This is a genomic window from Nostocoides sp., assembly GCF_035343835.1.
In the GTDB taxonomy this organism is placed as follows: domain Bacteria; phylum Actinomycetota; class Actinomycetes; order Actinomycetales; family Dermatophilaceae; genus Nostocoides_A; species Nostocoides_A vanveenii.
The window spans coordinates 7,578-15,991 of the sequence record NZ_DAOQZV010000053.1 but is presented as its reverse complement, the minus strand read 5'-3'; the positions used below and the strand labels follow the sequence as shown (position 1 = coordinate 15,991).

At 67.5% G+C, this 8,414-nt stretch carries 7 protein-coding genes; 3 read left to right on the top strand and 4 right to left on the bottom strand.

Translation table 11 applies throughout. The features are described from left to right. Both PKH97_RS05845 and PKH97_RS05840 read left to right on the top strand, forming a co-directional pair. Window positions 1–205: hypothetical protein (locus PKH97_RS05845; protein ID WP_324386471.1), on the top strand; the 205-nt coding region annotated here is incomplete at its 5' end. Between the two features lie 125 nt (window positions 206–330). Then, a complete protein-coding gene (locus PKH97_RS05840; RefSeq protein ID WP_324386470.1) occupies window positions 331–1,284 on the top strand; it encodes a hypothetical protein in 954 nt (317 codons plus the stop codon). 70 nt (window positions 1,285–1,354) lie between these two features. On the opposite strand, the gene cphA is transcribed toward PKH97_RS05840, so the two are convergent. The 4 genes from cphA to glgC all read right to left on the bottom strand — a co-directional run bounded on the left by cphA (window position 1,355) and on the right by glgC (window position 7,130). Then, window positions 1,355–4,183, bottom strand: a complete 2,829-nt coding sequence (gene cphA / locus PKH97_RS05835; RefSeq protein ID WP_324386469.1) for a cyanophycin synthetase — start codon at window positions 4,181–4,183, stop codon at window positions 1,355–1,357. Between the two features lie 27 nt (window positions 4,184–4,210). After that, window positions 4,211–5,077 (bottom strand): cyanophycinase, encoded by an 867-nt coding sequence (locus tag PKH97_RS05830; protein ID WP_324386468.1) that lies wholly within the window; start codon window positions 5,075–5,077, stop codon window positions 4,211–4,213. Window positions 5,078–5,150: 73 nt separating this feature from the next. Further along, window positions 5,151–5,813: a phosphoserine phosphatase SerB gene (gene serB, locus PKH97_RS05825; protein WP_324386467.1), complete on the bottom strand. Its 663-nt coding sequence runs from the start codon at window positions 5,811–5,813 to the stop codon at window positions 5,151–5,153. 66 nt (window positions 5,814–5,879) lie between these two features. After that, the gene (gene glgC / locus PKH97_RS05820; RefSeq protein WP_324386466.1) at window positions 5,880–7,130 is read right to left on the bottom strand and encodes a glucose-1-phosphate adenylyltransferase; all 1,251 of its coding nucleotides are present in this window, start codon (window positions 7,128–7,130) and stop codon (window positions 5,880–5,882) included. Window positions 7,131–7,232: 102 nt separating this feature from the next. On the opposite strand from glgC, the gene glgA reads away from it, so the two are divergent. Beyond that, a partial coding sequence (glgA, locus tag PKH97_RS05815) for a glycogen synthase (protein WP_324386465.1) occupies window positions 7,233–8,414 on the top strand: 1,182 nt, incomplete at its 3' end.

The following is an 8,414-nucleotide window of genomic DNA, read 5'->3' as shown; positions in this document are numbered from 1 at the left end:
GAGCGCCCTGCTCGCCGAGCTGGCCAGCGAGCGACCGGAGAGCGCGGCCGTCATCGCCTTCGGAGCCCTCGCGGCCCTCGAGGCCGGCCGGGCGCAGGTCGCCGTGGCGGACCTCATCGACGCCCTCCTCGCCCGCGCGATCGACGATGACAGCCAGCAGTACCGCGCGGCCATCTCCAGATATGCCGCGCTTCTGCGCACGTGACAGTAGCCCGACGACGTCCGGGGACAATGGCCCGGCCAGGAAGATGCACTCGGCCCTAGAGTCGAAGTCAGGCGCCACACGGGCGCCGGTCATCACGTGGGGGAGTCATGAAATATGCATCATTAGTGGCGGTCGTTCTGGCCGGCCCCGTCCTTGGGCTGAGCACGGCGGCGTCCGGGATGGCGGTCGAGTCACCGGCTGCACCCGACGCCAAAGCCGGCAGCACGGAGCTGCTCTACATCGACCAGGACCGCGCGCTCCGGGCGATCGGTGGGGACGGGACGGGTGATCGAGCGGTCGGCGCGCTGACCGATGTCTACCGGGCCAAGTGGTCACCAGACGGGAAAGCGGTGGTGGTCCAGGGGAATCGCGACGGCGTCAACGCGCTCTATGTCATGTCGGCGGCCGGCACCGGCGTGCGACGGTTGACCTTCGGCCCGGCATCGGCCCTGGGTCCCGACTGGTCACCGGACGGCAAGCAGATCGCTTTCATCCGGTGTGGGACTGGCGGCCAATGCAATCTGGTGGCGATCCCCGCCTCCGGCGGGGCCCCGCGCGTGGTCTCGCGACCTGGTCAGATCTCGGACCCCTACTGCTACGGCCCGGACTACGAACGCGCGGTCGCGTGGCGTCCGGACGGCCGTGCCCTCGCCGTCGGCGTCTGGTGCGATGACGACACCGGTGGCGACTACACGGCAATCGTGTCCGCAGCAACCGGAGCGCAGATCGGCCACGTCTACGGCGACGACGTTAGCTGGTCGCCCAACGGGAAGCAGATCATCAATCATGCGTGGAGCACCACGTATGACGGCGAACCGCCCGTGGTCCAGTTGCGTTCGGCCGCCGGATCGCTGATCCGGCGCGTCTCCCCTCCCTCGACCAACGCGATCGGCTGGGAGCAGCCGGTGTGGTCGCCGGACGGGCGCACGGTCGCCTACGCGAGGTCCGCCCAGGATTACGGCGCACGGAGCGCGATCGTGATCTCGGGGCTCGACGGCACCCGACCGCGCGTCCTGATGCGCGGGGCCGGGTATCCGGACAGTCCGCCCACCCCTCAGGATTGGCGCACCCGCCCCTGAGGTCGCGTCGCTCGCCAGCCGAGCACGCGTCAGATGACTGGCGACGTCGGGGACCGGGACCGCAACTCCTCTAAGGTTGCGGCGCCCCGCTTTCGTCCCGGGTAATCTCGTTCTCGGCCCACTTCGGGTCGAGGTCCGGGTCGCCCACATCGGCGTCGCTGTGCGCGCGTGCCTGGGCGCTGTGCGTGATCGTCTCCAACTCGGAGACCACCTTGGCGTGGTTGTCGACGCAGAGCACGACGATGTCGCCGGGGTTGGCGCGGCCCACGCAGTGCCGGACCGCGTCGACCTCCCCGAGTACCGTCTCGATCTGCCGCACGCGCACGCCGCCCGCGGCTTGAGCGGCGCGGGCGCCCTCGACGACCAGGGCAGCGACTTCGCCGGGCTTGCGGCCGCGCAAGCGCTCGTCCTCACGGACGACGATGACATCGAAGTACTTCGCGGCGATCGCGCCAAGCTCGCGCATGTCGGCGTCGCGCCGGTCGCCTGCGGTCGCGACCATGCCGATCCGGCTGATCTTGCCCCACTCGCTGGTCGCGGCCTTCTGGTCGGCGTATTTGTCGACGAACTGGCCGAGCACCTCCATACCGGGCGCATTGTGGCAGTAGTCAACGATGACCTCGATGCCACGGACGTTGATCAGGTTCATGCGGCCGGGCGAGAGGTAGTAGTTGGTGGCGAACGTCCGCAGCCCCTGCCGGATCTCGTGTAGGCCGACGCCCGCCGCAAACGCGGCCCCCGCTGCAGCCATGGCATTGGCGACGTTGAACATGGCCGTGCCGCCGAAGGTCGAGGGCAACAGGTGGGTCCAGGCCAGTTGCATCGAGCGCTTGCCGTGCTTGATGACGATCATGTCACCGCGATCGGTCTTCTCCAGGACAACGGCCCGGCCGCCGCGCGCGAGGCGCTGATCGATGAAGCGTCGCTCGGGGGAGTCGGCCGGCTGCAGGGAGTACCAGACGATATTTCCGGCGCACCGGTTGCGCATCCGCCGCACCAGCCTGTCGTCGGCGTTCAGCACGGCAAAACCATTGCGCGGCACTGCTTCCACGACGACGGCCTTGACGTCGGCGAGTTGTTCGAGGGTGTCGATCCCCTTCATGCCGAGGTGGTCGGGCGCGACATTGGTGACAACGGCGATGTCGTTGCGGTCATACCCCAAACCCTCGCGCAGGATGCCGCCGCGGGCGACCTCCATCACGGCCAACTCGACGCGCGGGTTCTGCAACACCATCCGCGCGGACCGCGGCCCGGAGGCGTCGGACTTGATGACCAGCCGCTCATCGATGACGATGCCATCGGTCGAGGTCATCCCGACCTTCTTGCCCATGGTCTTAAAGACGTGGGCGATCATCCGGGATGTCGTCGTCTTGCCATTGGTCCCGGTCACGGCCACGATCGGCACGCGCGACGGCGAGCCGGGCGGGAAGAGCAGGTCGACCACTGGCTTGGCGATGAACTGCGGCTCCCCGACCGTGGGGTGCGTGTGCATGCGGAAGCCAGGCGCGGCATTCACCTCGCAGATCGCCCCACCGGTCTCGCGCACGGGCTGGGTGATGTCCGGGCAGATGAAGTCGATGCCCGCGACGTCCAGCCCGATCATCCGGGCGGCCTCCTCCGCGATCTCGACATTGTCCGGATGGGCATCGAAGGTCCGGTCCACGGAGATGCCGCCCGTCGACATATTGCCGGTGAGCGCGAGCTTGACCATCACACCGTTCGGCGGCACATCGGTCATCGCAAAGCCCTGCTCGCGCACCAGCTCGATCGCCGCGTCGTCCACCTTGATCCGGGTCAGCACCTTCTCGTGGCCGACGCCGCGCCGCGGGTCGGCGTTGGTGATCCGCACGAGTTCCTCGACCGTATGAGTGCCGTCCCCGACGACATGGGCAGGCACCCGTTCCGCGATGGCCTGCATGCGTCCGCCAACGATCAGGCAGCGGTAGTCCTTGCCGGTGATGAAGGACTCGACGATGATCCAGCCGCGGCGCGACTCCTCTTGCGCCACAACGAAAGCCGCGCGAACGTCGTCGTCCGACATCAGGTCGAGACCGACGCCACGTCCGTGGTTGCCGTCCAGGGGCTTGACGACCACGGGGAACCCGATCCGACGGGCCGCGGCCACCGCGCCCTCGACGGTGCGGCAGGTCTCCTGCTTCGGCACCGGCAGGCCCGCCGACCCCAGGAGCTTGATCGTCATGTCCTTGTCGCTGGCGATGTCGACGGCCAGCGCACCGGTCTTGGAGGTCATCGTGGCTCGGATGCGCTGCGCGTAAACCCCCTGCCCCAGCTGCACCAGCGATGCGGAGTTGAGGCGGATGTAAGGGATATCCCGGCTGACCGCTTCCTCGAGGATCGCCGCCGTCGACGGACCGAAGGCCGTGCGCTCCGCGCTACGCAGGAAGTTCTCCAGCTCGGCCTCGAAGTCGAAGCCGTCCTCCGGTGCGATCAGGTGATTGATCAGACGCACGGCGAGCCGTCCGGCCATCAGGGCGACGCCCTCGTCGGAGTAGCCGTAGACGACGTTGTAGACACCGGTGCGACCGCGCACCATCCGGGTCTTGCCCCGCCGCTGGTCGTGCCCGGCCTCCTGCTGCAACTGCAAGGCGATGTGCTCGGCGACATGGCCGAGCCAGGTGCCTTCACGCAGCCGTTCGCCGAATCCGCCCTCGTGGCCGCGGGAGCAACTGTGGCTCGCGACACCCGGCAGCATCTCGATGAGCCGGTCGGTGAATCCGGGGATCGTGTCGGTCGGATAGCCCTCCAGCACACCGAGATCCATGACCAGGTGGATGGCTGGGTCGTAAGACCAGACGTTCCCACCTCGGTAGACGCGTTCTTCGAGGATGCGCAGATCCGGTGCCAGCGGACCGGTGGGCGTGGGGCGCTCGGTGCTCATGCGTGCATAACTCTTTCGGTGGGCTGGCTAGGGACGAGAGGACGCCGCGGCCGTGACCGTGACGCCGAGATCGGGATGCTGCTCGACGAAGTCGGTGAGCATCAGCTTGGTGATGTCGAACGTCGCGCCTGCGGGAAGCGAGTGCACGATCGCACCCGACACCAAGAGCGGCGCGCCCGTGCGCGCCTCGGGCGCGTCGGTGATCGCCCGACGGCAATCCAGGACGTATGCCGCACCCCGCCCGATGACGGTCAGCTCGCGATTGTCGGTGACCTCGATCGCGGTGTCCTCGTCGATGCCGATTCCGATGAGGTTAGGCGAGGAGGCGACGATCGACATCAGGCGGCCGTAGCGCTGACGTTGGGCGAAGTGCTGGTCGACGATGACGCCGTCGAGCAGGCCGAGCCCGTGCGTGAGCTGGCTGGTGCGCTGGCGCGGCGTGACCGACTCATCACCGAGGGAGATCATGAACTCGCTCATGATCGACGCGCCGGCCGAGGTCCCGCCGACCACCGCGCCGCGCCGGTGGGCGCGCAGGATCGCCTCGCCGCACGCCGTCCCGGCGAAGATCTGACTCAGCTTGAGTTGGTTGCCGCCGCTCATGAAGACGCCGGTGGCCTCGTCCAGGGCCTGGACGAGGCTCGCGTCGTCGGCCTCGCTCCGGGTGCGGGGGTTGACGATCGCGCACCCGGTGGCGCCGAACCGGGCGAACACCTGCCTATAAGCGGCGACGACCTCGTCCTGGAAGGACGACGCGGTGGGAATTATCACGATCCGTGCTTCTTTACCCCCGGCGAGTTTGACGAAACGGCGCAGAATCTTGGCCTTGCCCACTCGATCTTCGGCGCCGCCGATGATGAGCAACTTTCGCAGGGGCACAGCCGGGGAAACCATTGCGTCAGCCTAGTGGGCGCGCGGTTGCCCGGCAGCGTCCGCCCCGGCGCGCTGACCGGTCAGGGCGTCCAGTTCAGGGCGTCCAGTTCTCCAGCAGCGGGATCAGGGCATCGAGCCGGGGTCCGGGCAGTGTGCGCTGAGCCTGGTCAGCGACAAGCGGCTTGGCGGCGAAGGCGACACCCAGGCCGGCGGCGGCGATCATGTCGAGATCGTTGGCGCCGTCGCCCACGGCCACCGTGGCGGACAGGGCGATATCCTCGGCGCGGGCGAACTCCTCCAGCGCGGCCGCCTTTCCGGCCCGATCGACGATCGGACCATCGAGGTTGCCGGTGAGGATTCCATCGCTGACTTCGAGCCGGTTGGCGCGGACATGCCGGATGCCGAGGGTGGCGGCCAGAGGATCGACGACTTCGTGAAAGCCGCCGGAGACGAGCGCCACGACGTGGCCTCGCTCAGCGGCCCAGGCCAGCAGCTCGGGAACACCCGGTGTCAAGGTCACGTCGGCACGGACCTCGTCCAGCACCGCGACCGGCAGCCCGGCCAAGGTCGCGACGCGGGCCTGGAGGCTCTCGGCGAAGTCGAGCTCGCCACGCATGGCCGCCTCGGTGACCTCGGCCACCTCGGACTCAGAGCCGGCCCGGCGCGCGATGAGTTCGATGACCTCCTGACCGATGAAGGTGGAGTCGACATCACTGACGATCAGCAGGCGCCGGGGCAGGTCGCTCGGGGCAATCACCCCCCAACCGTATGCGCGCCCGGCCTCCACACGGAGGCCGGGCGCAGCATACGGGCACCGCAAACGTCACGGAGTGACGAACTGCTCCTTGCCGATGACGACGAGTCCGGAATCGGTGACCTCGAAACCGCGCGCGCGGTCGTGGTCGTGGTCGACGCCGATATTGGTGCCCTCGGGGATGACGACGCCCTTGTCGATGATCGCCCGGCGGATCTGGCAGCTGCGGCCGACTTCGACATCGTCCATCAGGACGGAGTCGGAGATCTCGGAGTAGCTGCGCACGCGGACCTTGGGGCTGATGACCGATCCGGTGACTCGGCCACCGGAGATGATCACGCCAGGGGAGACGATCGAGTTGAGCGCTTCGCCGAAGCGGCCGTGGTGGCCGTGGACGAACTTGGCAGGCGGCAGCGGGCCGTAGCTGGTGTAGAGCGGCCAATCGTAGTTGTAGACGTTGAAGACCGGCTGGATGCTCACGAGGTCCATGTTCGCGTCGTAGTAGGAGTCCATCGTCCCGACATCGCGCCAGTAGCCGCGGTCACGATCGGTGCTTCCGTCGACCTCGTTGTTCTTGAAGTCGTAGACATAGCCGGCACCCTGACTGACGAAGGCGGGGACGATGTCGCCGCCCATGTCGTGCTTGCTGCCTTCGAGGTCGTGGTCCTTCGTCACGGCGTCGACGAGCACGTCGGCATCGAAGACATAGTTCCCCATCGACGCGAGCACCTCGTGGGGGGCATCGGGCAAACCGACTGCGTCCGTGGGCTTTTCGCGGAAAGCCTGGATCTTGTTGGGGTTCGCGGCGTCGACCTCGATCACGCCGAACTGGTCGGCGAGCGAGATCGGCTGGCGGATCGCCGAGACGGTGACACCCGCGCCGGTGGCGATGTGCTGGTCGACCATCTGGGAGAAGTCCATGCGGTAGACGTGGTCGGCGCCGAGGACGGCGACAATGTCCGGCTTCTCGTCCTTGATCGTGTTCAGCGACTGGTAAATCGCGTCGGCACTGCCGAGGTACCAGGACTTGCCCATGCGTTGCTGCGCCGGGATGGGCGCGACATAGCCACCGAGCATCGTCGACATCCGCCACGTCTTGGTGATGTGGCGGTCGAGGCTGTGCGACTTGTATTGCGTCAGCACGACGATTTGTCGATAGCCGGAGTTGACGACATTGCTCAGGGCAAAATCGATGAGGCGGTAGATCCCGCCGAAGGGGACAGCGGGTTTCGCGCGGTCAGCCGTCAGCGGCATCAGACGCTTGCCCTCGCCACCCGCGAGAACAATGACAAGAACCTTCGGGTCTTTCCCAGCAGCCATGGCACCAACCTATTGGGTGGAGGGGCCGTCGCGCGTGGGATGGTCATGGAATGTTCGGGATCACCTGTGGCAGAGCGGCGGTCGAGCTACTAGGTTCTCCATGTGCGCGTCGACATTCTCAGCAAGGAATACCCACCGACCATCTACGGCGGCGCCGGGGTGCATGTCCAAGAACTGGTTCGTGCGCTGCGCGACCGAGGCGACATGACCGTCAGGGTGCACGCCTTCGGCGGCCCGCGAGACGAGGCCGACACCTACTCGTATCCCGATCTGCCGGAACTGGCGGATGCCAACGCCGCCATTCAGACGATGGGCGTGGACCTGTCGATGGTGTCCGGCACGGCGGGCGCGGACCTGGTGCACTCGCATACGTGGTACGCCAACTTCGCGGGCCATGTGGCGAGCCTGCTCGGCGGGATGCCCCACGTCATCAGTGCGCACAGCCTGGAGCCGATGCGGCCGTGGAAGGCCGAGCAGCTCGGCGGCGGCTACCGCCTCTCGTCGTGGATCGAGAAGTCGGCGTATGAAGCCGCTGCCGCCGTCATCGCGGTCAGCGCGGGGATGCGCGAGGACGTGTTGCGCAGCTACCCATCGATCGACCCCGATAAGGTCAAGGTCGTCCACAACGGCATCGATTCGGTTCTCTGGCAACCGAATAACGATCTTGACGTCGTCAGGAAGCACGGCGTTGACCCCGACAAGCGATCGGCGATCTTTGTCGGCCGGATCACCCGGCAAAAGGGCCTGCCCTATCTCCTGCGGGCGGCCGCGGAGCTGCCGCCGGACGTCCAGTTGATCCTGTGTGCGGGCGCGCCCGACACCAAGGAGATCATGGCCGAGGTCGAGGGGCTGATGGACAACCTCAAGGCCACGCGCGAGGGCGTCATCTGGATCCCCGAGATGTTGCCGCGGGACGAAGTCACCGCGCTGCTGACCTCTTCGACGGTGTTCTTGTGCCCGTCGGTCTATGAGCCGCTCGGCATCGTCAACCTCGAAGCCATGGCGTGCGAGTTGCCCGTGGTCGCGACAGCGACGGGGGGCATCCCGGAGGTCGTCGTCGACGGTGAGACCGGCTGGCTGGTGCCCATCGAGCAGGTCCAGGACGGCACCGGCACCCCCGTCGATCCCGACAAGTTCGTGGCCGACCTGGCCGCGGCGATGAACGACGCGGTGAGCGACACCGACCGGGCGCGGGCAATGGGCCTGGCGGGCCGCAAGCGCGCCGTCGACTCCTTCTCCTGGGCGAGCATCGGCGACCGAACCATGGAGGTCTACCGCGAGGTC